A 23,791-nucleotide genomic window follows, 5' to 3' on the forward strand; every position below is an offset into this window, starting at 1 on the left:
CAGCGATCATAGCGCTGTATCAACCTGTTGAAGTTTGGGAAGGGAATTCGACCTATCCCTTTGGCGCTTAGGCCCTGTCCCGTATCTGGGTCATGGTCCGCGTCGGCGTGATTGCCTCGGGATCGAGCCTGATCTCGACGATCGACGGTTTGCCGCTCGCGCGGGCGCGTTCGAAGGCCGGCGCGAAGTCGGCGGTCTTCTCGACTGTTTCGCCATGACCGCCATAGGCACGCGCGAGCGCCGCGAAGTCGGGATTCTTCAGATCCGTGGCGACGACACGGCCGGGATATTCGCGCTCCTGGTGCATCCGGATCGTGCCGTAGATGCCGTTGTTGACGACGATGACGATGATCGGCAGTGCGTATTGCACGGCGGTGGCGAATTCCTGGCCGTTCATCAGGAAACAACCGTCACCGGCAAAGGCGATCACGTCGCGATCCGGATAGAGCTGCTTGGCGGCGACCGCCGCCGGCGTGCCGTAGCCCATCGAGCCGGATGTGGGTGCTGCCTGCGTGCCGAAACGCCGGAAGCGATGGTAACGATGCACCCAGGTGGCGTAGTTGCCGGCACCGTTGGTGAGGATGGCGTCGTCCGGCAGTATCGTTTCGAGATAATTCATGATCGGCCCCATCTGGACGGCGCCGGGGCCGCTCTCCGGAGGCGTTGACCAGTCGAGATAGGCGGAATGCAGCTTCGCTGCCTCAGCCGCCCACACCGGCGTTGCAGCCGGCTTGCTCCGGGCAAAGGCTTCGACGAAAGCGGCAGGCGAGGCATTGATCGCCAGCGCCGGCCGGTAGACGCGACCAAGCTCGCCGGCGTCGGCATGGACATGGACCAGCGTCTGGTCGGGGTAGGGGCTCTTCAGCAGCGTGTAGTCGGATGACGGCATCTCGCCCATACGGCCGCCGATGAGCAGCACGAGGTCGGCCTGCTTGATGGCGGTTGCTACCTTGGGGTTGATGCCGATGCCGACATCGCCGGCATAATTCGGGTGGAGATGGTCGAACAGCATCTGGCGGCGGAAGGAGCAGCCGACCGGCAGCGACCAGGCTTCGGCTATCGTCCGCATCTGGGCAACAGCCTGCGCATCCCAGCGCGTACCGCCAAGGATGACGAAGGGCTGCTTTGCCTTGTTGAGCAACACTTCCAGCGCGTCGAGCTCGACTTCGCCGGGCCGCGTCTCGACAGGGGTGTAATGCCGGGCTTGCGGTGCCTCGGCGAGGCTGGTCAGCATGTCCTCGGGCAGCGAGATGACGACCGGGCCGGGCCGGCCGGAGGTCGCCACCGAAAAGGCCCGCGTGACAAATTCGGGGATGCGTGCGGCGTCGTCGATCTCGACCACCCATTTGGCGATATCACCGAAGAACCTGACGTAGTCGACTTCCTGAAAAGCCTCGCGCCCCTTGGCGTGGCTGGCGACCTGGCCAATGAACAGGATCAGGGGGACCGAATCCTGCATCGCGATGTGGATGCCGGCCGAGGCATTGGTGGCGCCTGGGCCGCGGGTGACGAAGCAGATGCCGGGCTTGCCGGTCAGGCGGCCGTGGCAGTCGGCCATCATCGCGGCACCGCCCTCCTGGCGGCAGACGATGGTGCGGATCGGCGAGTCGTGCAGCGCGTCGAGCACCGCCAGATAGGATTCGCCGGGCACGCAATAGATACGGTCCGTTCCGTTGGCTTCGAGCGCATCGACGATGAGTTGTCCGCCGGTCTTCATTTTCCTGACCTCTCCAGTTCGGCAAGGATTTCTTCGGTGTGTTCGCCGAGACGCGGTGACGGACGTTCATAGACCAGCGGCGTGCCGGACATGACCATCGGCGCCCGCACCGAGGGCAAGAGATTGCCATGGCCGTCATCGAGGTCGAGCCGCATGCCGCGCGCTATGGTCTGCGGGTCGGCAAACATCTGGCCGATGTTATTGATCGGGCTGGCAGGAACCCCAGCGGCTTCGAGCCTGGCCAGCAGCGGATCGCGATCGAAGGCCTTCAGCGCCTCTATCATGTGCTCGCGCAGCTTTGCCCGGTTGGCGACGCGGGCGGGATTGGTGGCGAAGTCAGGATTCGACGCCAGCTCGTCGAGGCCGACGGCAGCGCAGAACTTTGCGAACTGGCCGTCATTGCCGACCGCCAGGATGATGTGGCCATTTTTCACCGGCACCACTTCGTAGGGCGCGATGTTCATATGCGCATTGCCCATCTGCACCGGCGACTGTCCGGAGACGAGGTAGTTGAGGTTCTGGTTGCCGAGCGTCGAGATCTGGGTGTCGTAGAGCGCCATGTCGATATGCTGGCCTTCGCCCGTCTTCTCGGCATGGGGAAGCGCCGCCTGGATGGCGATGACCGAATAAAGCCCGGTGAAAACATCCGATATAGCGACGCCCGCCTTTTGCGGTTCGCGCCCGGCTTCGCCGGTGATCGACATCATGCCGGCCATGCCCTGGATGATGAAATCATAGCCGGCGCGCGGCGCGTACGGCCCCGACTGGCCAAAACCGGTGATCGAGCAATAGATCAGCCGTGGGTTGATTTTCCTCAGGCTGTCATAATCGAGGCCGTATTTCTTCAGTCCGCCGACCTTGAAGTTTTCGATCAGCACATCCGATGTCGCGACCAGCCGGCGCACCGTCTCGGCACCCTCGGGCGTCGAGAAGTCAATAGCGATGGAGCGCTTGCCGCGGTTGCAGGAATGGTAATAAGCGGCTGAAAGGTTCTCGCCGTCATGGCCGATGACGAAGGGCGGTCCCCATTTGCGGGTGTCGTCGCCGCCGTCCGGGCTCTCGACCTTGATCACGTCGGCGCCGAGGTCGGCAAGCAGCTGCCCGGCCCATGGCCCGGCAAGGATGCGTGCGAGTTCGATGACGCGGATGCCTTTGAGCGGCGGCTCAGTCATGGATCACCATGGTTGGTCGAAAGCGCAGCCTCTATCAATCCCGCGCGCCGCTGTCACGGCCCTTGCAATGGGCCAGTATCACTGTGCCCTCAGCACGCGGTCGGCCCAGGCGGCAAAATCCTCCATGATGACGTCTCGGTTGATCTCGTTCAGGCTTTCATGGCGAGTTTTGGCGTAAACCTTTGAAACGAGATTCGAAAAACCCATCATGTGCATCCGGCCGGCAAGATGGCTGACCGCCTTGCCGCTGTCCGAGGCCCGATCTTGCTCGCCTCCGACCAGATTGACGAACAGGTCGCGCCGCACGCCGGAAAAATTGCGGTCGCTGCCGCAATGCAGCGTCATCTTGACGATGTCCTGCCACATCGACACCGATGCGTCCCAGCCGCAGAGCGGGTCGGCGATGTATTTCTCGACTTCGGCGGCATCGCGCGACAGCCAGTCGAATGGCGTCCGGCGATCGGGCACTGCCTTGCCCCAGGCCCGGAACGTCAGCCGGGGCAGCATGCGCGACGGGACGTCTGAGCCAAGCCGGAACCTTTCCCAGGCAAGCACGCCCAGCGCGATTTGGCCGAGCAGTCCGGCCGAGAAATTGCCGTTCCAGATCGCGGCGGCATGGATGCGTGGCGAGTGGCGGAGGACAAAGTTCAGCGCGACCGACGCGCCCAAGGAGTGACCGAAGACGATGACCGGCAGGCCAGGTTGTTCCCTGGCGATGAGATCATGGACGGCGGCGACATCGGCGATGACCTTGGCACCGCCATCCGCATCGGCGAACCTGCCCGGTGGCGCATCGGGCGCCTTGGTGGCGCCGTGGCCACGGTGGTCGTGCGCGTAGACCTGGTAGCCGCGCTCGCCGAGGAAATCGGCGAAGCGGGCATAGCGCGCCGCGTGCTCGGCCAGCCCGTGATTGATCTGGACAATGGCGTGCGGTTGGCCGCTGGCGTGTTTCACATAAAGGTTGAGCTCGGCGCCCGTCGGCGATGCCAGCATCCTCTGCTTGTCAAATGGCATGTCTCGCTCCCGTCGGCGACTGTTGGGCGACGCAGCGATCGACGTCAAGGGACGTAGGTGCCCATTCGACGTAATTGACAGCATGCTGTCAATGTGATTGCATGACAGCATACTGTCAAATGGTCAGCGGCAGATTGGCGGTATGACTGTGAAAACCACCGGGGCCATTTCGCGGCGTGCAATCTTGCTGGCGGGCTTCGCCTTCACGACGGCCACCCTGTTGTCAGGGATTGCTGCTTTCAGTCAGGAAACCAGGGAGATGACCATGATGACGTCCACTGTTCCAGGCCCGCAAGGCCAGCTTGCCACTTACAGGATCAAGGCCGGCAATGGCCTGCCGATCATGTTCCTGCATGGAGATTGCAGCCGCGCTTCCCACTGGGACCGCGTGATGCAGCTCTCCGTCGAAGGCCGCGAGGCGGTAGCCTTCGATTTTCGCGGTCATGGCGCCTCCGCGCCGGCGCAGGACGGTGACTACGGTTATGACGGTCGTGCAATGGATGTCGGTGCCGTGGCCGACGCGTTTGGCCTGAAGCGGTTTCTCATTGTCGCGCACAGCGGCGGCGGTGGCGTGGCGCTCGCTTATGCCGCCAGCCATGCCGACCGGGTCGCCGGTGTCTTGCTCGTCGACCCGGCGACCGATCCTCGTGCGCTGCCGCAGGCGATTCGTGACGGCTTTGTCCGCGATCTGGCCGGTCCGCAAGGCCGTGATGTCCTGAACGCCTATTACACGTCGATTGCCGGCCCTAACGCGGCTGTTCGCCAGCGTGTTCTGGCCGATGCGGCAGTGGTCGATCCGGCGGCGAGGGCAGGTGTCGGCAAGGCGCTGGCCGAATGGAACCCGGAGCCGGCACTCGATGCGTATCGCGGGCCTATGTTCGTTTTGGCTACCGAGGCCAGTGACACTCCAGCCGCGCTCCACCGGCTGCGCACGGACATTCCGCGCCAGATCGTGGCGGGCAGCGGCCATTGGGTGATGCTTGACAAGCCCGAGGTCGTAGCCGAAGCCGTTAATAATTTCGTCGCGACCATCGAGGCCGGCCAGAAATGACGACCAGGACCGAAGCGGCAAATGTGCTCACCGAACTGGTGCTTGCCGTGTTCAGGATGAACGGCAGTCTTCTGGACGCGGCCGACCGGCTGGCCGCTCCAACCGGGCTGACGGCAGCGCGCTGGCAGGTTTTGGGTGCAGTTTTGAAGGAGCCGAAATCTGTGGCCGACATCGCCCGCGACATGGGTCTCGCCCGTCAGAGTGTACAGCGGCTGGCCGACATACTGGCTGCGGAGGGGCTTGCCGTCTACGCCGACAACCCGGCGCATCGCCGCGCCAAGCTGTTGTCGATAACCGATGCCGGCCGGGCAGCGGTCAAGAATATCGGCACACGCCAGCATGTTTGGGCGAACCGCATTTCGGAGGGTATGGACGCCGACGCGCTGAAAGCCTCGCTTGATCTGCTGCGCACCCTGACGGAACGGGTGGAGGCGGGCGGATCCTGATCGACCACGCGGGAGCCTCTCAATGCGCTGGCGATTGTTTTTACGGCCGGCGAAAGAAATCGTAATTCTGACATGTCGCAAGTTTCTAGCTTGCGGCGTGAATCACGAGGAGTGCCGGAATGCGGATTTGGGCGATATGGGGGACGGTGTTTCTTGCGTTTGCTGGCGCAAGCGCGGCGCGGGCCGATGTGAAGATGACCGGCTCTTTCGTCGCCGATGCCGCCTGTCCGGCAACGCAGGCGATCAAGAGCGCCAAGAATCCCGGCAATGTCTCGACCGCGGCTGGTCAGAGTTATGATCTGCTGGCCGGCAACAAGGACGCGCCCACGCACTATCTCATTCGCGTGCCGGGCGCCGATCCGGAGCGCCGCTGGGTCAAGATCAGCTGCGGTCATGTTTCGGGCGACAGCGCGTCGACGATGCCGGCTGCACCGGCGCCTGCCGAGCCGAACAAGCCATCGGCGTCCGGAAAGCCGGAATATGTCTTCGCGCTGAGCTGGCAGCCGGCTTTCTGCGAGACCAAATCCAGCAAGACCGAATGCCGGGCGCAGACCGCCGCCGGTTTCGATGCGACCCACTTCACCTTGCATGGATTGTGGCCGCAGCCGAACGGAAATTTCTATTGCCAGGTCGCGGCAAGCGACAAGGCGAACGACGATCCGGCACACTGGCGGGATTTGCCGCCGGTCACCCTCGACCCGAAAACGCGATCGGAACTCGACCAGGTGATGCCCGGCACCGCGTCCGCACTCGAAAGGCACGAGTGGATCAAGCACGGCACCTGCTACGGCAAGAGCCAGCAGGAGTATTTCTCCGACGCCTTGAACCTGATGCGCGCGGTGAACGCTTCGCCGGTGCGCGATCTCTTCATCAAGAACATCGGCAAGCAACTGACATCCGATCAGATCCGCAGCACCTTCGACGTTACCTTCGGCAAAGGCGCGGGCGACCGGGTCCGCGTTTCCTGCGTGGTCGATCCCTCGAACGGCAGGCGGCTGATCGGCGAGCTGACGCTCGGCCTGACCGGCCCGATCGCTTCCAACGCTTCGCTCGGTGCCCTGCTGCTTGCCTCGGCGCCTACAGCCAAGGCCGGCTGCCCGAAGGGCGCGGTCGATGCCGTCGGGTTCCAGTAAACAGGCCGTACGCGACTGTCGCTTTGCACCGGGGATGGTATGATCCCGGGGGGTATCATTCGCAGGGGGTGGCGATGAGTGGCGTGACGAGCGGCGCGCTGGCGCGGTTGGCGTTCTGGGCCAAGGGCATGACGGCGACCCGCGACGGCCATATGGAGTGGCCGGGCTTTTCCTACACCGAAGTGGAGTGGGCGCGCATGGCCACGCTCGCCAAACCCGTCGACGGCGGCACGTACCAATTGTTCACGCTGGTCAACGCGGCGATCTTCATCGCCATCGCCGCGTTCGGGATATTCTGTATCTTCCTGCCGCTGGCGGCGCTGCTGTTCCCGCTACCGGCCGAAACCAATGCGCTCAAGTTTTCGCTGCTCCTGGCGGCATGCGCCTTGCTGATCATCGGCATCGGCCTGCCTATCTCGCTGCGTCTTTCGACCGCGCTGGTGGCGCCGAAGGCAATGCGGGCCGCACTTGTCGCCGTGCCCGGCGATCAGGCGCTTGCGGCAAAAGTGTCATGGCAGATCAACCGGATCACGCTCGTGCTCTGCGGCCTGCTGGTACCGGGCATTCTTCTGTTCATTGCCTACGACATCGAAGCCGGCCCGATTATTACCGCGTTGAAATGGCTGGCGATCGCGCTGATGGCGGTTTCGGTTGCGATCGGCGCATGGCAGCGGCGCAAACAACCCTGATTGAGCCAATCGCAGGCCAGGGTAGCGTTACGCGCCGGCGCTGCGCTCCGGCCTGGTCCATGTGTTGCGCCCGTCTGCTTCGTTGCCGCCCGGTTCGCCGACAACGCGATCGCGTCCCGTGGATTTGGCCTTGTAGAGACGCTGGTCGGCCAGCGCGAAGAGATCGGCAAGGCAACGGGTCGTCTCGCTGACCGTCGAGATGCCGGCGCTGACGGTAATGTCGAACCGGCTGGTGCTCGCGGACGTCTTGACCGCTTGCCTGACGGTCTCGCCCAGCAGTCTGGCGAGCGGCTGCGGACGCCAGCCGAGGATGGCGAATTCCTCGCCGCCGATCCTGAACAATTGATCGTCGGTCCCGACAAGTTCGCCAAGCAAAATTGCCAGGGCTTTCAGCACCCTGTCGCCCTCGGCGTGGCCGAAGCGGTCGTTGATCGATTTGAAGTGGTCGACATCGATGATCAGCAGGCTGAGCGGCCTGGCGGTCCGCAGGCTGGTGGCCACGGCGGCCTCGCCGTCGCTGTCGAAGCGCCCCCTGTGGAGCAGGCCGGTGAGGCCGTCGCGACCGACATGCTCGACCAGCGCCTCATAGCGCTCGCGATAGGTCAGCGTGTCGAAAATGTCGGAAAGCCCGCGCGGCGCCGGCACCTGCCGCGCCTCGAACCACCTGATATAGGCGACCAGCATGGTGCTGTAGACCAAGGCCGCTGCCATCTTGGCGAACCAGCCGCCGAAAAACACGGCGACCGGCGCACCGGTGACGAAATGCAGCGCCGTGAAAAAACCTGCCTGGTCGAAGGTGAGCACGCACGCAACGGAGACCAGGATGCGGGTGAAAAGCGCCTTGCGCAGATATTTGCCGAGCTTTTCATAGAGCAGGATGATCAGGATGGCGTCGACGAACAGCAGCGTCGTGCCCCACACCATCAGCCAGCCCATCTCGTCGATGAAGCCGATGTCGGGAAGCTTGCCGTCGGGCAGCGGTGCGATGTCGTGCAGGCGCAGGATCAGCACGAGCCCGATCATCAGGCCATTGCCGAGCAGCAGGCCGTAGATCGGCTGGCGGACGGTCGCCGCGTCCTCCTTGATGTAGAGCAACAGAAGCATGACCAGCTTGCCGGAAAACAGCACAGCCGAGCCCGGCGATACCATGCCGAACGGCAGCGCGACGTAGAAGACGCTGGCGAGATAGGTTTCCAGGAAATGCATGACGCCAAGGGCGCAAACAAAGACGCCGAGGCCGATGCGGCCCCTGAACCGGAAAAGCGTGACCATGATGCCGAAATAGAGAACCGCTTCGGCAAAAAGCAGGAAACTGTTCAACACGGCCCGATCTCTCTCCCCGAAATCGCGGCGGCCAGCGATTTCCCATCCAACATTGTTTGACGCGGAATGATTAACCGGAGCTTTCGCCTGGGCGCCGGCACGAAATGAAGCGGCTAAGCGTTTGCGGCTGCGACCAAATCCGCCTGGAGCGGGTCATCGTTTCACGGAACCGCTGAACCGCTCCATCTTTTTTGTTTTGACGCAATTCCGGACGGAAAACCGTTTCACATTTTTCCTGGAATTGCTTTAGGGCCAAAACTGTTTGCCGTTCGGGGCCGCATCGCTTACATAGCCCCCAACTTCCATCCAATCCGACATCAGTCGACTTTTCAGGGAAAGCGCGCGTGGCACGCCAGTTCATCTATCACATGGCCGGCCTCAACAAGGCCTACGGCACCAAGAAGGTGCTCGAGAACATCCATCTGTCCTTCTACCCGGACGCCAAGATCGGCATCCTCGGCCCCAACGGCGCCGGCAAGTCGACGATCCTCAAGATCATGGCCGGCATCGACAAGGAGTGGAGCGGCGAGGCCTGGCTGGCCGAGGGTGCTACCGTCGGTTACCTGGCGCAGGAGCCGGCGCTCGATCCGAACAAGAACGTGTTCGAAAACGTCATGGAAGGCGTCGCCGCCAAGACCGCCATCATCGAGCGCTACAACGAATTGATGATGAACTATTCCGACGAGACGGCGGACGAGTCGGCCAAGCTGCAGGACGAGATGGACCGGCTCAACCTCTGGGATCTCGAACAGCAGGTCGAGATGGCGATGGAAGCGCTCGGCTGTCCGCCCAAGGAGGCCGATGTCACCAAGCTGTCGGGCGGCGAGCGCCGCCGTGTCGCGCTCTGCCAGTTGCTGCTGCGACAGCCCGATTTGCTGCTGCTCGACGAGCCGACCAACCATCTCGACGCCGAGACGACGGCGTGGCTGGAAAAGCATCTGCGCGCCTATCCCGGCGCGGTGATGATCATCACCCACGACCGCTACTTCCTCGACAATGTCACCGGCTGGATCCTCGAGCTCGATCGCGGCCGCGGTATCCCATACGAAGGCAACTACACCAAATACCTCGAAGCCAAGGCCAAGCGGCTCAAGCAGGAAGGCCGCGAGGACGATGCCCGCCAGCGGGCGATCGGCCGCGAGCGCGAGTGGATCCAGTCCAGTCCGAAAGCCCGGCAGACCAAGTCGAAGGCCCGTATCCAGGCCTTCCAGGATCTGCTGGATGCAGCCGACAAGCGGCGTCCGAGCGACACGCAGATCGTCATTCCGCATGGCGAGCGGCTCGGCAACGTGGTGATCGAGGTCGAGGGCCTGTCGAAGGGCTTTGGCGACACGCTTTTGATCGACGACCTCGAATTCAAGCTGCCGCCGGGCGGCATCGTCGGCGTCATCGGCCCGAACGGCGCCGGCAAGACGACGCTGTTCCGCATGATCACCGGCCAGGAAAAGCCGGACGCCGGCACCATTCGCGTCGGCGAGACGGTCAAGCTCGGTTATGTCGACCAGAGCCGCGACGCACTCGACCCGGCCAAGACCGTATGGGAAGAGATCTCGGGCGGCGCCGAAGTGGTCAAGCTCGGCAAGTTCGAGGCCAACACCCGCGCCTATTGTGCGTCGTTCAACTTTCGCGGCGGCGATCAGCAGCAGAAGGTCGGCAACCTGTCCGGCGGCCAGCGCAACCGCGTGCATCTGGCCAAGATGCTGAAGACCGGCGGCAATGTGCTGCTGCTCGACGAACCGACCAACGATCTCGATACCGAAACGCTGGCCGCACTCGAAGACGCGCTAGAAAACTTCGCCGGCTGCGCCGTTATCATCTCTCACGATCGCATGTTCCTCGATCGTCTGGCGACGCACATCCTCGCCTTCGAGGGCGACAGCCATGTCGAATGGTTCGAAGGCAATTTCGAGGATTACGAGCAGGACAAGATCCGCCGGCTCGGGCCGGAAGCCGTCAACCCGCACCGCATGACGTATAAGCGGCTGACCAGGTAGTCCGTGCGCCTCGTTTAGAATTCTCTGTCGAGTGTCTCTATGAAGTCCTCGGCGAGTTTGGCTGAAGAGAACCGCGCAACTTCCCGGTAGTCGGGGTGGTGTTCTGCCGTCGGTGGCGAGTTAAGGACTATAAACGCGTCGTTCTCTTGAACCACAATGTTGGTCAGATCGACGCTATCGATGGCTGTCGCATTGCGCGCTTGGCAATATGGACACTCGTCGTCACAGGCGCAGGACCAATCAGTAGCCCAATACCTGTGACATTTATAACATCTGTAGTTGTTGAGATACCAAGCCATTCTTAGACCTGACTAAAAACGATCTGACGTAGATCACCTGCGTTATCGCGCTACCTGATATCGACCACGGGACAGGAACCTAAGATATCCCTTGTCGCGAAGAAACTGAAGTTGTTGACGGATTTTAGGTCTAATATTCTGGTTGTTCGGGTAAAGGAGAGCCAACTGTGGCTCAAATGCGTAGGCCTGGTCGATGTCAAATTCGTCTGTGCCGATCGACTCGATACATCGCATGACCTCAACGAGCCATCCCCTGGTGTCGTGGGGCGCATCGCGTAGGAACACAGTTCGCTTCCAAGCTGCCAAAACTTCTTCTTTCGAGGTGATCACACCGTTTCTGACAAGGTGGATTCTTCCCGCTTCAGGGACCCGGCTAAGAAGGATATTCGAACCAATCCAGCCGGCGCGGCGTGCTGCTTGGGAGAGCGGCGTCCTGCGTTCTACGATTGCTGGCGTGAAAAAATGTTTTGGGATAACGCAGACGGACTCCACCAGTCGCTGGTTAAAATCGTATTTGAGTAGAAAAAAGTTGGGATTCGTTGACGAATTCAGCCGCTCGATTTTTCTGCTATACGCACCATTGGCGAGTTTTCTGCCGAACGGTTTCTTTGCGCTTTTTAGTTCGTATTGATCATCGCACTTATCGCAGTAAAAATCGGCAACAGGGAGATTTGCCGGAAACTGCGTCAGGCGCGAATTCCCGCAGTTGGGGCAGTATAGCCATTCTGACGCCCACCGCTCCGTCCAGATTCTCGCGCTTTGCGAACCGCTGTCGTATGCTGCTTGAGTCTCTTGGAATCCCATTTTCATGGTCAAAGGGTCTACGCAATATGCGTGAACGTCAATCAACGCATGGCGGCGAGTCGTTATGACGGCACAGAAAGATTCACGGGGCGGAAAGTTAACTTTCAAAACAGGAAAAGACTGGTCCGCCGCCCTCTACCTGAAATTCGAGGATGAGCGCACGCGGCCGGCGCGCGATCTCGTTGCGCAGGTGCCGGTGCCAGAACCGCGCCGGGTGGTCGACATTGGCTGCGGACCGGGCAATTCGACCGAATTGCTGGTCGCGCGCTGGCCGCAGGCGCAAATCAGCGGCTTCGATACCTCGCCCGACATGATCGAGAAGGCCAAAGTGCGTCTGCCCGGCGTCAGCTTTGCGCTGGCGGATGCGGCGGCGTGGCAGCCGACCGAACCCGTCGACGTGATCTTTGCCAATGCGGTGTTCCAGTGGCTGCCGGAGCATCCGGCAGTCTTCCAGCGGCTGATGGGATTTTTGGCGCCCGGCGGCGCGCTTGCCGTGCAGATGCCGGACAACATGGCTGAGCCCTCGCACCGGCTGATGCGCGAGACGGCGGCCGAGATGCCGTTCTCCGAAAAGCTCGAGCGCGCGGCTCGCGCGCCGCTGCCGCCCGTCTCGTTCTATTACGATCTTCTGTCGCCGTTCTCGGACCGGCTCGATATCTGGCACACGATTTACAACCATCCGCTGGCCGACGCCGAGGCGATCGTCGAGTGGGTGAAGTCGACGGGGCTGAAGCCGTTCCTCGATCCTCTCGACGAAAACGAGCGGCAGCTTTTCCTGAAGCGCTACACGGCCAGGATCAACGAAGCCTATCCGAAAACGGCAAGCGGCAAGGTGTTGCTGCGCTTTCCTCGTCTCTTCATCGTGGCGGGGCGCGCTGCTTAGGAACTTTTAGACCGTTTCCAGGGACTTGATTTAAGCCGGCATAAACTGGCTAGGTGCAAAAGAGGTTGCGCCGAGCTTTTTGCGGCGCCGACATGAGCCGCAACGCCTGCGCACGGGACGAACTGAAAATGCATCGCGTCATCATCAGCGGCATCGGCGTTGAAATCCCCGAGGCTTCGATCACCAATGAGGAACTCGTCGCCAGCTTCAACAGCTGGGTGGACATGGAGAACGTCCGCCGCGAGGTGTCCGGCGAGCCGCTGCTGCAGAAATCGGACAGTGCCTTCATCGTCCATGCCTCGGGCGTCCAGACCCGCCATGTCATCGAACGGGAGGGCATCCTCGACCCGACCCGTATGGCGCCGCGCTTCCCGGCGCGGCCCGACGATGCGCTGTCGCTGGAGGCCGAGTTCGGCATCGCCTCGGCCAGCAAGGCGCTCGATCATGCCGGGCTGAAGCCAGGGGATATCGACCTGGTGATCTGCTCGGCCTCGCACCATCAGCGGCCCTATCCGGCGATTGCCATCGAAATGCAGCAGGCACTGGGCACGAAAGGCGCCGGTTTCGACATGGGGCTTGGCTGCTCGTCGGCGGCGGCCGCGTTGCACATCGCCGTCAACCTGGTGCGGGCAGGGGCGCACAAACGCGTGCTGGTGTCAACGCCGGAGATCATCACCGGCCATCTCAATTTTCGCGACCGGCAGACGCATTTCATCTTTGGCGACGCTTCCGTGTCGATGGTCCTCGAAGGGCTCGCCCAGGGCGAGAAGCGGCCGGGCCGATTCGAGGTGCTGGATACGCGTACCTGGACGCAGATGTCGAACAGCATCCGCACCAATCTCGGTTATTATACCCGCGCCACCCAGGACGATCCGTACATGATCGATCTGGAAGGCAATCTGATCAAGCAGATCGGCAACAAGGTGTTCAAGGAAGTCACCGTTGCCGGCCACAAATTCATCGTCGAGTTCCTGGCCGAGCACGGGCTGACGCCGCAAGCGATCCGGCGCTTCTGGCTGCATCAGGCCAATGCGCGGATGAACGCCATGATCCTGAAATTATCCTTCGGTCATGAGGTCGACCATGACCGCGCGCCGATGGTGCTGGAGCGCCTCGGCAACACCGCCGCCGCCGGCGCCATCATCGCCCTGTCGGAGAACCATGCCGACATGAAGGCCGGCGACTACGGCCTGCTCTGCGCGTTCGGCGCCGGCTACTCGATCGGCGGCGCGCTGTTGCGCATGCTCTGACTATTTCGGCGCGGACGGCACCGGCATCGGAGCGCGCCTGGCAAATCGCATCAGTCCGCTTGATCGGAGCATCAGCGCTTTCGACTGGACCTGATAAGCTGACCGCGGCTAATTGCGCGTATCACGTGAGGCACGAACCCATGCTGGATCTTTTTCCCGAAGCCGAAACTCCGGTCGAGATCGTGCCCGCGCGAAAACTCGCCGCCAGGGTGGCAGAGCTTTACCTCGCACCGTTCGATCATTTCGAGACACGGGCAATGGATAAGTTGCAACTCGGCTTCGACGGCATCGACGGCGATTTCCACGCCGGCACGACGCGGCGCTCCGGCGGGCGGGAACCCTGGTATCCGCGCGGCACCGAGATGCGCAACGAACGGCAATTGTCGATCGTGGCAGCGGACGAACTGGCAATCGTCGCCGAACGGATGGGCATCGCCGCGATCAAGCCGGAATGGATCGGCGCCAACCTCCTGATCGAAGGCCTGCCGCACCTCTCGATGCTGCCGTCCGGCACGCTGCTGTTCTTCAAAGGCGGCGCAACCGTCAAGGTCGACGCGCAGAACGGGCCTTGCCGGATCGCGGGCAGGTCGGTCGCCGAGCATGCCGGGATGGCCGACGTCGAAGCCGGCGCGCTGCTGTTCCCGAAAGCGGCGAAGCGGTTGCGCGGGCTCGTCGCCTGGGTCGAGAAGTCCGGCACGATCACTGCCGGCGAGGAGATTTCGGTGCGCGTGCCGGAGCAGTGGATTTACCGGGACTGATTGTTTGCCAGGCAAGGCGGCAAAGCCAGTCAAAGCCGCGCGCTGCGTATTTTGTTCTTGCTTTGTGCCGGCAGCTATGCTACTAGGTTCGGTATGGTGCTAATTGGCGCCGACGACCCGCCCCCGAGGCGGTTTTTTGTTTCTGGCTTTGAAGTTCCGATGTTGCCGGCCTCACGTCGGCGGGACAGCGCCCCCCCTCTGTCCTGCCGGACATCTCCCCCTCAAGTGGGGAGATTGGCAGCTTCGGGGATCGCACTTTTCCTGCATCCCTTCGAAAATTGGCGAAAGCGACGATGACGGCCAATCTCCCTCCTTGAGGGGGAGATGTCCGGCAGGACAGAGGGGGGCGCCGTAGAACTCGACGCGTGTGTCTGCCATCGCTCTATTCCTCGTCCTCATCATCGAGCAGACGGGTGGCACGCCAGCGGGTGAGCACGATGTTGGTTTGCTCGATGACGAAGAAGCGCGCGGAATCGCGGTCATAGCCTTCGGCCAGCAGCTTTTCGTAGTCGGTATGGGCATGGCGAATATGCGCTATCGTCGCCAGCCACACCGCAATGCTCGGTGGCAAGGTCTTCATGTGCACGGCGCCGGCATCGGCACGGATCTTTTCCATGTCGGCATAGGGCGCCAGCGGCACGAGCGCTGTCAGTGCCTTGGCGATGGCGCGGCGGCGGCCGGTCGGGGCGCTCACTGCCCGTCCGATCTGGACAACTGGTCCCGCCCGGCCATGGTCGCCGCGGCGAAGGCATCGGTCGAGGCGAAGTAGGGCTTGATGTCGATGACCGGCGTGCCGTCGAGCACGTCGATGGCATCGAGATCGATGCGGCCGGTATCGATATCGACGGCAACCAGCCTGGCGACATGCAGCCCAATTGGGTTCGGCCGGGCAGGGGAGCGCAGCGAAAAGACGCCTTTCGGCTCCATGGCATGGCGGGGTTTCTGGATAATCAGTTGCCGCGGCGCATGGTGCAGCCAGGACAGGACGATCACGTGGCTGGCGCGTTCCAGCCCAAGCAGGCCCTCACGATAAAGCGGGTCGATGACCAAGTGCGCCGGCTGTCCCGTCTCCCGCGCGGCCTTCATGTTTTTGGGGCAAGTCTCCCGCGTGATCCAAGGCGAAGCGATGCGGCCGATGAAGACGACATGGCCATCCGGCGGCATCGTTGCCGGGTCGGTTTCCAGGAGCTTTTCGCCGCTGCGCGTTTCGAACATGGGCCTCGCCTCGATGCATCCGGCTTTGCGCGATCCGCTGCGCATGCGTCATTTTCTTGTCCGGAAGCGACATAGCGCTTGCAAGCCTATCAAAACCGACATAAACATATGTTTATATCTTTTCAAAGAGAATGCTCGCATGCATGTCGCTCTCGACACGATGGTAGATACATTGAAGGCGGCTGCCGAATCCAGCCGGCTGCGTATATTGGCGCTGCTGTCGCGCGGCGATCTGACCGTTTCAGATCTCACCGAAATCCTCGGCCAGTCGCAGCCGCGCGTCTCGCGGCATTTGAAATTGCTGCTGGAGGCAGGGCTGATCGGCCGCTACCAGGAGGGCTCGTGGGCTTTCTTCCGGCTTTCGGATTCCGACACCTCGCGCGATTTTGTGCTCAGGCTGGTCTCCGGCATCCGCGGCGCCGATCCGCAGGTCGAGCGTGATCTCGAACGGCTGGCCGCGGTCAAGCGCAAACGGCAGGACCGGGCTGCCGAATATTTCTCGGTCAACGCCGCAAGCTGGGACCATATCCGCTCGCTGCATGTGCCGGACCGCGCCGTCGAAGCAGCTCTCATCAAGCTCGTCGGCAAGCGGCCGTTCCACTCGATGCTCGATCTCGGCACCGGCACCGGACGACTGCTCGAGATCTTTTCGCCGCTCTATCGGCGCGGTATCGGCATCGACATGTCGCGCGAAATGCTGACCGTGGCGCGCGCCAATCTCGACAAGGCCGGCGTTTCGAATGCGCAGGTGCGGCAGGGCGACATTTTCGCGCCGCCGGTCGAACGCGACGCCTTCGATCTCGTTACCATCCATCAGGTGCTGCACTATCTCGACGATCCTGCCCGCGCCATCCGAGAGGCGGCGCGTCTGTTGCGCCCGGCCGGCCGGCTGGTGATCGTCGATTTCGCGCCGCACACGCTGGAGTTCTTGCGCGAGGAGCACGCGCATATGCGCCTCGGCTTTTCCGACCGGCAAATCGCCGACTGGTTTTCCGAGGCCGGCCTCGATCTTGAGGACAGCCAGGAATTCGAACCGCGCGGTGGCAACGAGGCCAAGCTCACCGTCAAACTCTGGCTCGGCCGCGATCGGCGCATGCTGATTGCCGAGCCTTCCAACGACAGACAACCGGCCAATGCGTATCCGATAGGGGAAACCGCCTGATGAACCAGTTCCGCTTCTCCCGCCGTCCCGACATCGGCGACAAGGTCAGGGTGTCGTTCGAGTTCTTTCCGCCGAAAAACGACGAGATGGAAGCAAGGCTGTGGGACACGGTCACCCGGCTGGAGCCGCTCAAGCCGAAATTCGTCTCGGTCACCTATGGCGCCGGTGGTTCGACCCGCGAGCGCACGGCCCGCACCGTCAAGCGCATCCTCAACGAAACGTCGCTGACGCCGGCGGCGCACATGACCTGTGTCGACGCGGCGCGCCACGAGGTCGATGCGGTGATCCGGGAGTTCGCCGATATGGGGGTCAAGCGTTTCGTCGCCCTGCGCGGCGATCCGGCCGAGGGCGTCGGCGCGGCTTACCGGCCGCATCCGGAAGGCTATGCCAATGGCGCCGAACTGGTCGATGCGCTGAAGGGCGCCGGCGATTTCGACATATCGGTCTCGGCCTATCCGGAAAAACATCCGGAGAGTCCGGATTTCGCCACCGATTTCGACATGCTGAAGCGCAAGGCCGACAACGGGGCGACGCGGGCGATCACCCAGTTCTTCTTCGACAACGATCTCTATGAGCGCTATGTCGAGCGGGCACGGCGGGCCGGCATCTACATACCGATCGTGCCGGGCATATTGCCGGTGCACAATTTCACCCAGGTCGCCAACTTCTCGGCGCGGTGCGGCGCCTTGGTGCCGGCATGGCTGGCCGAGCGTTTCGATGGGCTGCAGAACGATCCGCAAACGCATGCGCTGGTGGCATCTGCCGTGGCCGCCGAGCAGGTGCTGGACCTTGTCGAGCGCGGCGTCGGCGATTTCCACTTCTACACGATGAACCGGGCCGATCTGGTCTTCGCCATCTGCCACATGATCGGCATCAGGTCGCACGAAGTCGAGGCGGCGGGATCCGCCGCGGCGTAAGGAGGCAAGCTCCTTTTTGAAATGTCAAAGATCGGGGGAATGCAAAAGGCCGGGCAAAATGCCCGGCCTTTTCAATGGTTTGTAATATTCGGTGCTGGTCTTCCCCCGCTCAGCGGCCTTATGGAAGGACGCCCATAATGAGGGCGCCGATGAATGCAAACGCAGCACAAATCATCAATGCGTTGATCGGCCTCGTCAGTCCCATGTCATAGCCTCCTCTTAAGAGCTATGGCGAGAGTCTAGGGTCATTTGTGCCACAGGCAAGCAGAAACTTTGCTGCAATGCGACGAGATTGTGGAATTTGCGACCTGCCGTTTGCCGTTAGGTATTGAAACTCTTGGTCAAAAGCCGGCGTTGGACCTGTGAATAATTTGTGGCGAAGCCGGGGCAGCAACGAGAATGGCAGCGCTACCGCGGCGGAAATCGGAATCGATTTCGAGCTGAGAGTTGGGGAACATGCTCTAACGCCGCCCGAACAAGCGACCGTCGATGGTGACGAGGCCGAGCGCAATCAGCGCCATGCCCGCCAATTCGAACAGTTCGAGCCGCTCGCCCAGGAACAGCAAGCCGAGCAGGATGGCACTGGCCGGCACGATGAGCGTGACCAGCGAGGCGTTGGTGGCGCCGGCCGAGGCGACGAGGTTGAAATAGAGGATGTAGGCGAAGGCGGTCGACAGCAGCGCCAGCGCCAGCACCGCCGCCCATACCGGCGGCGAGGCCGAAAACAGAGTGGCAGCGTCATAGGTGAACAGAACGACCGGGATCATGATGATGGTCGAGCAGGTCAATTGTCCGGCGGCAATGACCGGTGACGGCACACCCTTGAAGCGGCGGGCGATCATCAGCGCAACCGCATAGGAGACCGAGGCACCGATGAGCGCGAATTTCGCCCAGACCGGCCCGCCGAGCCCGGCGACAAGGCCAGGACCGATCATCACCGCCGTCCCCGCGATACCGAGGGCGATGCCGGCAAGCTTGTTCCACGACAGTTTTTCGTCGCTGGTCAGGGCGTTGGCGAGGATCAGCGTCCAGAACGGCGTGGTCGAATTAAGCACCGAGGCGACACCGGCGCCGAGCTCGGTCTGGCCGGCAAAGATCAGCGAGAAAGGGATGACATTGTTGGCGAGCGCCAGCAGGAAAAACAGTCCGGCATGCGGCAAGGCGAGGCGAAACGACGGACCGCGAACCGCAAGGTAGAGCTGCAACGCGGTCGCCGCGATGGCGACGCGAAACAGCACCAGCACCAGCGGAGGGAGTTCCGACACCGCAATGCGGGCAAAGAAGAACGAACCGCCCCAGATGGCGCCGAGCAGCAGAAGCTGGGCCCAGTCCTTGAGCACCATCGGCCCGCGCATCGTGGTGGTGGCAGCTATCGCCATTGGTCGTCCTCCCAGACGAGATGCCTTGCTCTCTTCAGGCATCTGTTCACGCTCTACCGGTCCGGCGGCAAGGGCCACCCGAAACCTGAGTGATGGCCTAGCTCGCTCATAACCGGCGCACAGAACGGCGTAGCGCCGCGAAGCCAGGGCGGCGAGACATAGAATTGTTTTCATTAGCCGCTAGCTTGGATTAATTGTGCGCAGCCTCAGTCAAGGGATTCGTCCATGCAGCGATTCGAAAATGCCCGCGAGGCAGCGCTGGCGCTTCGCCCGGACGATCCGATCTATTGCTTCCGCCCGCAGGTGCTGAAGGCGGACGCCAAACAGTTCATGGGCATGTTTCCCGGCAAGACCGCCTATGCGGTCAAGACCAATGGCGAGCAGATCGTGCTCAACGCGCTGGTCGAGGCCGGCGTCAGCGCCTTTGATGTGGCCTCGCCCGGCGAATTCGCCGCCGTGCGCGCCGTCTCGCCGGACGCCGAGATGCTCTACATGCACCCGGTGAAGGCGCAGTCGGACATCAGGCTGGCGCTGGAAAAATACGCCATTCGCGTCATTTCGCTCGACCATGAGGACGAGATCACCAAGCTGACCAGGGTGGTGCGGGCTCTCGACATCGATCCGGGCGCCATCACCGTGTTCGTGCGCATCCAGACGAAAGGCTCGGCGGCCTACGAACTGTCGAAGAAGTTCGGCGCCGGACCGGCCAATGCGGTCGAACTGGCCGAACGGCTGAACCGAACCGGCTACAAGGTCGGGCTGTGCTTTCACGTCGGCAGCCAGATCGAGGATCCCGACACCTACGAGCGGGCGCTGGCCTCCGCCGACTGGGTGCGCAACCGCGTCGGCTTCGACATTGCCGGGCTCGATGTCGGCGGCGGCTTTCCCGCCGAATACGGTCATGATCCGAACAGCCGCAAGCCGGAAATGCCGTCGCTCGGCCAGATCATGTCGCGGCTGTCGGGCGACCTCCAGGAGTACCAATTCGACCAGATGCAGCTGGTGGCCGAGCCCGGCCGGGTGATCGTGGCGCGCTGCCTGTCGCTGATCGTGCGCGTGCTGCTGCGCAAGGGCAAAAGGCTCTACATCAATGACGGCATCTGGGCGTCGCTGTCGGATTCATGGACCGGCAAGATCACGCTGCCGGCACGCTTCATCCCCGATCCGGCGATCCGCTCGCGCAATGGCGAGGACAAGACCATCGTGCCGTTCAAGGTCTGTGGCGCGACCTGCGATTCCGTCGATATACTGTCGCGGCCGTTCTGGCTGCCCGAAACCGTCGATACCGGTGACTGGATCGAGATCGGCCATATCGGCGCCTATTCGCTGTCGCTCCGGACACGGTTCAACGGCTTCTATCCCGATACTTTCGTCGAGGTGGCGACGCCATTCGACGAAGGCGATGCACCGCAGGGGTTTGCCAGCCTGGAGACGATGGCGGATTAGTTAATGGTGAATGGAAGCAGTTCTTGCGTTCCGTCCGCTTCGGTGAATCGTCCCCCTTCACCCTTCACCCTTCACCCTTCACCCCCCGGTAGTCAGGCTACTCCGCCGCCGGCCTGGATGTTCTCGCCGGTCAGCCAGCGAGCTTCGTCCGAAGCCAGGAAAACCGCGACATCGGCGACGTCGCGCGGTGCTCCGATCCGGTCGAAGGGCGACATGCCTGCGGCCACGGCCCGGTCCCGCTCCGGAAGCAGGTCGGTGTCGGTGAAGCCTGGCGACAGCGCATTCACGGTAACGGCGCGCGGGCCGAGTTCGCGCGAGAGGACGCGGACGAACTGCTCGACGGCTCCCTTGCTGCCGAGATAGAGCGCCGTCTGCGTGAAAAACATCTTGGTTCCACCGGTGGAGACGGCAATGATGCGGCCACCGTCGCGAACGCGGCGCGCGGCCTCCTGAAGCGTGAAGAAGGTGCCTTTGGCATTGGTGCCGAACACATGGTCGAAGTCCGCTTCGGTAGCCTCGACGAGCGGCTTTATGACGGCGACGCCAACATTGGCGACGACGATGTCAATCGGCCCCATCTGCATTTCGGTTTCGTCGAACAGCCTGCGAATGTCGGGGATGCTGGAGACGTCCGCCTGGATGGCGACGGCTTTTCCGCCATTCCCTTCAATGGCGGCAACGACTTCCCTGGCGGCTTTCTCGTTGCCGACATAGTTGACGACCACGGCAGCACCCTTGGTTGCGAGCCCCTCCGCGATGGCGCGTCCGATGCCGCGCGAACTGCCGGTCACAAGTGCGGTTTTGCCTTCGAGTGGACGATGCATGGCTGTTCCTTCCGTCTGGATACGGCCGCCCCGATCGAGCGGCGTTCCAGCGATAGCTAGGGGCATGCTATTGCTCAGAGAATAGCCTATTATCTAACTGACTTGTTAAGCCTGGGGTACATAATGCGCGGAACCGAGTTTTCCGAACTCACGGCATTTGCAACAATCATCGAAGAGGGCAGCTTTGTCCGCGCCGCGGCCAAGCTCAGGATTTCGCCTCCAGCACTCAGCCAGACGATACGCGGGCTGGAAGAGCGTCTCGGTGTCCGCCTGCTCAACCGCACCACGCGCAGCATGTCGCCGACCGCTGAGGGCGAGAAGCTGTTTGCCCGCATCGCGCCGGCGTTCAGCGAACTGGAAGGGGCCGTCGCCGATGCGCATGCATCACGCGGCCGGCCGGCAGGCTCGCTGCGCATCAATGTTCCGCGCATTGCCGCCACGCGTTTCATCGCGCCGATCCTCGGCGACTTCCGCCGCGCCTATCCCGATATCGCCCTCACCATCATCGTCGACGACATGCTCACCGACATCGTCGAGGGCCGCTTCGATGCCGGAATCAGACTGGGTGAGCGGCTGCACAAGGACATGGTGGCGGTGAAGCTCAGCGAGGAACTCGAGATGGCCGCAGTGGCGGCGCCGAGCTATCTGGAGCATCGCCCGATACCCCGCCATCCCGCGGACCTGCATCAGCACCAGTGCATCAATTTCCAGTGGCCGAGCGGCGGCAATCTCTACCGCTGGGAGTTCGCCCAGGGCCAACGTGCCCTGGAAGTGGCCGTCAGCGGCGGCCTGACGGTAAACGATACGGACCTGATGATCGGTGCGGTTCTGGATGGGGTCGGCGTGGCGTACATGCTGGAATACCAGGTCCGGCCGTGGATCGAAGCGGGAAAGCTCATCCGCTTTCTCGAAGCCTGGTCGCCGAGATTTCCGGGTTTTTATCTATATCACGCGAGTTCCCGCCAGGTTCCCGCGCCGCTACGAGCGTTTATCGATTTCCTGCTGGCGAGGCAATGAATAGTGAATAGTGAATAGTGAACTGGTGCTCAAGTGCGGCTCCGGTACTATTCTTTTACCATTCACCACCCTCACAGCCTGGCCAGCAGTTCCGGCGTCGGCCAGCCGTCGACCGGCAAGCCCAGCCGCATCTGCTCCTTGCGGATCGCTTCGCGGGTGTTGGTGCCGAGGATGCCGTCGACGGTGCCGACGTCATAGCCTCTGGCCTCGAGCTTGGTCTGTAGCGCCTTCATCTGGTCGCCGTCGAGGCCCGGGTCGGGGTTGCGCGGATCGAATCGCGGAGCGCCCCCCAGCCGGGCGGCAAGATTTGCCGCTGTCAGGGCATAGGTAAAGGACTGGTTCCACTCGAGATAGACGTCGAAATTGTCGTAGGTCAGGAAGGCTGGCCCCTTGCGACCCATGGGCAGCGCCAGGCCGGCCTTCAGGCCGTTGTCGAGAAGCGGCGTGCCGTCGGGCCTGGTAACGCCCCACTGGCTCCATTGCGTCAACGGCAGCTTGTTGGTGCGTCCCGTCTGCTCCCACGGCAAGTTGTCGGGCACACGGACTTCCTCGATCCAGGGCTGGTCGCGCTTCCAGCCGCGCGACTGGATCTTGCTGGCCGTGCTCATGATCACGTCCGGCGCGCTGCCGCGCAGGTCGACCCGGCCATCGCCGTCGCCGTCGACGCCGTGGCCGAGATAGTCGGAAGGCAACATCTGCGTCTGGCCGATCTCGCCGGCCCAGGCACCGGTCACGTCGGCCGGCACCACGCCGCGATCGATCAAGATCAGCAGCGGCACGATCTGCGGCCGGAACAACTGCGGGCGGCGGCAGTCATACGAGAGGCTCACCAGCGCGTTCAGTGTGTGAAAATCGCCTTGCACGGCGCCAAAATCGGTTTCCAGGGCCCAGAAGGCGGCAATGACCGGCGCCTGGACGCCGTATTCGCGATCCGCGCGGGCAAAGACCTCGGCATATTTTTGCAGATTGGCCGCACCTTGCTTCAGCCGATGGGACGAGATCATGCGGTTCGAGAATTCGATGAAGGTCTGGGTGAAGACGCCCTGGGCGCGGTCGCGTGCCAACGCCTTCTCATCGAGGGTGGCGTTTTCCAGCGCGTCAAGACCGGCAGCGCCGACGCCGGCCGCCCTGGCCTCCACCGCCACGCCCTGCTTCCATGCCTCGAAATCGCCGCCGCATTGCTGTGCCGCGGCCGGCACGGCGCTCAGGAGCAGCGCCGCGAGAAGTCCAAAGCGCAATCGCATCGCCATCCTTCCGAAAAGATTACCAGCGGTTGCAGGCATTCGTTATTGGCTGTG

Annotated in this window: 22 protein-coding genes; 12 read left to right on the plus strand and 10 right to left on the minus strand. The window is 62.6% G+C overall.

The window, feature by feature from the left end; all coding sequences use genetic code 11:
- Nucleotides 1–67: 67 nt before the first annotated feature.
- The 3 genes from NKH80_RS11545 to NKH80_RS11555 all read right to left on the minus strand — a co-directional run bounded on the left by NKH80_RS11545 (nucleotide 68) and on the right by NKH80_RS11555 (nucleotide 3,903).
- Nucleotides 68–1,717, minus strand: coding sequence for a thiamine pyrophosphate-binding protein (locus NKH80_RS11545; protein ID WP_352823308.1), 1,650 nt, complete (start codon nucleotides 1,715–1,717; stop codon nucleotides 68–70).
- Nucleotides 1,714–2,889: a CaiB/BaiF CoA transferase family protein gene (locus NKH80_RS11550; RefSeq protein WP_352991632.1), complete on the minus strand. Its 1,176-nt coding sequence runs from the start codon at nucleotides 2,887–2,889 to the stop codon at nucleotides 1,714–1,716. Before NKH80_RS11550 ends, NKH80_RS11545 begins: the two co-directional genes overlap by 4 nt.
- A 78-nt stretch (nucleotides 2,890–2,967) precedes the next feature.
- Nucleotides 2,968–3,903: an alpha/beta fold hydrolase gene (locus NKH80_RS11555; protein ID WP_352505568.1), complete on the minus strand. Its 936-nt coding sequence runs from the start codon at nucleotides 3,901–3,903 to the stop codon at nucleotides 2,968–2,970.
- Between the two features lie 265 nt (nucleotides 3,904–4,168).
- Here NKH80_RS11555 and NKH80_RS11560 point away from each other — a divergent pair, with 265 nt between their 5' ends.
- The 4 genes from NKH80_RS11560 to NKH80_RS11575 all read left to right on the plus strand — a co-directional run bounded on the left by NKH80_RS11560 (nucleotide 4,169) and on the right by NKH80_RS11575 (nucleotide 7,222).
- Nucleotides 4,169–4,954 carry an alpha/beta fold hydrolase gene (locus tag NKH80_RS11560; protein ID WP_352505569.1) on the plus strand — a complete coding sequence of 262 codons (786 nt, stop codon included), beginning with the start codon at nucleotides 4,169–4,171 and terminating at the stop codon, nucleotides 4,952–4,954.
- Nucleotides 4,951–5,400 carry a MarR family winged helix-turn-helix transcriptional regulator gene (locus NKH80_RS11565; RefSeq protein ID WP_352505570.1) on the plus strand — a complete coding sequence of 150 codons (450 nt, stop codon included), beginning with the start codon at nucleotides 4,951–4,953 and terminating at the stop codon, nucleotides 5,398–5,400. Before NKH80_RS11560 ends, NKH80_RS11565 begins: the two co-directional genes overlap by 4 nt.
- Before the next feature lie 119 nt (nucleotides 5,401–5,519).
- On the plus strand, nucleotides 5,520–6,533 hold the full coding sequence (locus tag NKH80_RS11570; protein WP_352505571.1) for a ribonuclease T2: 1,014 nt from the start codon (nucleotides 5,520–5,522) through the stop codon (nucleotides 6,531–6,533).
- A 74-nt stretch (nucleotides 6,534–6,607) separates the two neighbouring features.
- On the plus strand, nucleotides 6,608–7,222 hold the full coding sequence (locus NKH80_RS11575) for a hypothetical protein (protein ID WP_352505572.1): 615 nt from the start codon (nucleotides 6,608–6,610) through the stop codon (nucleotides 7,220–7,222).
- A gap of 27 nt (nucleotides 7,223–7,249) precedes the next feature.
- Here NKH80_RS11575 and NKH80_RS11580 read toward each other — a convergent pair whose 3' ends face one another.
- Entirely contained in the window at nucleotides 7,250–8,545 is a 1,296-nt protein-coding gene (locus NKH80_RS11580) for a GGDEF domain-containing protein (protein ID WP_352505573.1), read from the minus strand.
- 344 nt (nucleotides 8,546–8,889) lie between these two features.
- On the opposite strand from NKH80_RS11580, the gene ettA reads away from it, so the two are divergent.
- Nucleotides 8,890–10,539: an energy-dependent translational throttle protein EttA gene (ettA, locus tag NKH80_RS11585; protein ID WP_352991634.1), complete on the plus strand. Its 1,650-nt coding sequence runs from the start codon at nucleotides 8,890–8,892 to the stop codon at nucleotides 10,537–10,539.
- Between the two features lie 341 nt (nucleotides 10,540–10,880).
- On the opposite strand, the gene NKH80_RS11590 is transcribed toward ettA, so the two are convergent.
- Nucleotides 10,881–11,648, minus strand: coding sequence for a DpnI domain-containing protein (locus NKH80_RS11590; protein WP_352808118.1), 768 nt, complete (start codon nucleotides 11,646–11,648; stop codon nucleotides 10,881–10,883).
- Between the two features lie 58 nt (nucleotides 11,649–11,706).
- Here NKH80_RS11590 and tam point away from each other — a divergent pair, with 58 nt between their 5' ends.
- The 3 genes from tam to NKH80_RS11605 all read left to right on the plus strand — a co-directional run bounded on the left by tam (nucleotide 11,707) and on the right by NKH80_RS11605 (nucleotide 14,533).
- Nucleotides 11,707–12,525, plus strand: coding sequence for a trans-aconitate 2-methyltransferase (gene tam / locus NKH80_RS11595; RefSeq protein ID WP_352991636.1), 819 nt, complete (start codon nucleotides 11,707–11,709; stop codon nucleotides 12,523–12,525).
- A 128-nt stretch (nucleotides 12,526–12,653) separates the two neighbouring features.
- Complete coding sequence (locus NKH80_RS11600; RefSeq protein ID WP_352991743.1) at nucleotides 12,654–13,775, plus strand: beta-ketoacyl-ACP synthase III; 1,122 nt, start codon at nucleotides 12,654–12,656, stop codon at nucleotides 13,773–13,775.
- A gap of 140 nt (nucleotides 13,776–13,915) precedes the next feature.
- Complete coding sequence (locus NKH80_RS11605) at nucleotides 13,916–14,533, plus strand: MOSC domain-containing protein (protein WP_352991638.1); 618 nt, start codon at nucleotides 13,916–13,918, stop codon at nucleotides 14,531–14,533.
- A gap of 382 nt (nucleotides 14,534–14,915) precedes the next feature.
- Here NKH80_RS11605 and NKH80_RS11610 read toward each other — a convergent pair whose 3' ends face one another.
- Together NKH80_RS11610 and tsaA are read right to left on the minus strand one after the other, a co-directional pair.
- The gene (locus NKH80_RS11610; protein WP_352991641.1) at nucleotides 14,916–15,227 is read right to left on the minus strand and encodes a DUF2293 domain-containing protein; all 312 of its coding nucleotides are present in this window, start codon (nucleotides 15,225–15,227) and stop codon (nucleotides 14,916–14,918) included.
- On the minus strand, nucleotides 15,224–15,748 hold the full coding sequence (gene tsaA, locus NKH80_RS11615; protein WP_352991643.1) for a tRNA (N6-threonylcarbamoyladenosine(37)-N6)-methyltransferase TrmO: 525 nt from the start codon (nucleotides 15,746–15,748) through the stop codon (nucleotides 15,224–15,226). Before tsaA ends, NKH80_RS11610 begins: the two co-directional genes overlap by 4 nt.
- 139 nt (nucleotides 15,749–15,887) lie before the next feature.
- Between tsaA and NKH80_RS11620 the strand changes: the two genes are divergently transcribed.
- Nucleotides 15,888–16,910, plus strand: coding sequence for an ArsR/SmtB family transcription factor (locus tag NKH80_RS11620; RefSeq protein WP_352991645.1), 1,023 nt, complete (start codon nucleotides 15,888–15,890; stop codon nucleotides 16,908–16,910).
- Nucleotides 16,910–17,827 carry a methylenetetrahydrofolate reductase [NAD(P)H] gene (metF, locus tag NKH80_RS11625; RefSeq protein WP_254819012.1) on the plus strand — a complete coding sequence of 306 codons (918 nt, stop codon included), beginning with the start codon at nucleotides 16,910–16,912 and terminating at the stop codon, nucleotides 17,825–17,827. The genes NKH80_RS11620 and metF overlap by 1 nt, the downstream gene beginning before the upstream one ends.
- A 461-nt stretch (nucleotides 17,828–18,288) precedes the next feature.
- Here metF and NKH80_RS11630 read toward each other — a convergent pair whose 3' ends face one another.
- Entirely contained in the window at nucleotides 18,289–19,206 is a 918-nt protein-coding gene (locus tag NKH80_RS11630; RefSeq protein WP_352505579.1) for a DMT family transporter, read from the minus strand.
- A gap of 225 nt (nucleotides 19,207–19,431) precedes the next feature.
- Here NKH80_RS11630 and NKH80_RS11635 point away from each other — a divergent pair, with 225 nt between their 5' ends.
- Nucleotides 19,432–20,652: an alanine racemase gene (locus NKH80_RS11635; RefSeq protein ID WP_254819010.1), complete on the plus strand. Its 1,221-nt coding sequence runs from the start codon at nucleotides 19,432–19,434 to the stop codon at nucleotides 20,650–20,652.
- Nucleotides 20,653–20,744: 92 nt separating this feature from the next.
- Here the strand turns inward: NKH80_RS11635 and NKH80_RS11640 are convergent, their stop codons facing one another.
- A complete protein-coding gene (locus NKH80_RS11640) occupies nucleotides 20,745–21,476 on the minus strand; it encodes an SDR family oxidoreductase (RefSeq protein WP_352505581.1) in 732 nt (243 codons plus the stop codon).
- 123 nt (nucleotides 21,477–21,599) lie between these two features.
- Between NKH80_RS11640 and NKH80_RS11645 the strand changes: the two genes are divergently transcribed.
- Nucleotides 21,600–22,493 carry a LysR family transcriptional regulator gene (locus tag NKH80_RS11645; protein ID WP_352644742.1) on the plus strand — a complete coding sequence of 298 codons (894 nt, stop codon included), beginning with the start codon at nucleotides 21,600–21,602 and terminating at the stop codon, nucleotides 22,491–22,493.
- A 71-nt stretch (nucleotides 22,494–22,564) separates the two neighbouring features.
- Here NKH80_RS11645 and NKH80_RS11650 read toward each other — a convergent pair whose 3' ends face one another.
- Complete coding sequence (locus tag NKH80_RS11650; protein WP_352644740.1) at nucleotides 22,565–23,737, minus strand: lytic murein transglycosylase; 1,173 nt, start codon at nucleotides 23,735–23,737, stop codon at nucleotides 22,565–22,567.
- Nucleotides 23,738–23,791: the final 54 nt, after the last annotated feature.

The organism is Mesorhizobium sp. M0904 (genome assembly GCF_040319475.1).
GTDB lineage: Bacteria > Pseudomonadota > Alphaproteobacteria > Rhizobiales > Rhizobiaceae > Mesorhizobium.